We start from the raw sequence: 383 nt of genomic DNA, 5'->3' as shown, positions 1-383 counted from the left end.
GCCTGTCTCGTGGTCTCGGAGATGTGTTTAAGACGCAGGTCGAGACCCGTGGCCTCCGCGACATTGCGCTTGCGTCGAATCCGTTCGTCGGTTACCTCTCTGGTACCAGGGAGCGCCAATCGGTAGCCCTCGTGGTCGCCGTGCTTCACCCAGACGGCGAACCCGAGCCCGCGCGCTCGCCCGAGTCGCGCCACCTCCTCGCCGATCTCGATCGCGTCGGCGTGCGTGTACGAGTGCAGTGCCGCTTCGGTGAAGCCGGTGGCGATGATCTCGGGGTCAGCGATAAGGGGGAACGCATCTGTGGCCATGGTCATACGCTAGCGCAGCCTGGGGTCATGACAGGACAAATGATGTGCCGGCTCATCGGTCTTCCCAGAGTCCGG

General features: G+C 64.2%; 1 protein-coding gene. It reads right to left on the bottom strand.

Translation table 11 applies throughout. The annotated features are described in order from the left end of the window. Positions 1–308: heme-degrading domain-containing protein (locus AMS65_RS17930; RefSeq protein WP_206542020.1), on the bottom strand; the 308-nt coding region annotated here is incomplete at its 3' end. Positions 309–383: the final 75 nt, after the last annotated feature.

Origin of the sequence: Leucobacter celer subsp. astrifaciens (genome assembly GCF_001273835.1) — a bacterium.
Classification (GTDB): domain Bacteria; phylum Actinomycetota; class Actinomycetes; order Actinomycetales; family Microbacteriaceae; genus Leucobacter; species Leucobacter celer.
Note: the sequence above shows the minus strand (reverse complement) of the source record. Positions and strands in the feature narration are given on the sequence as shown.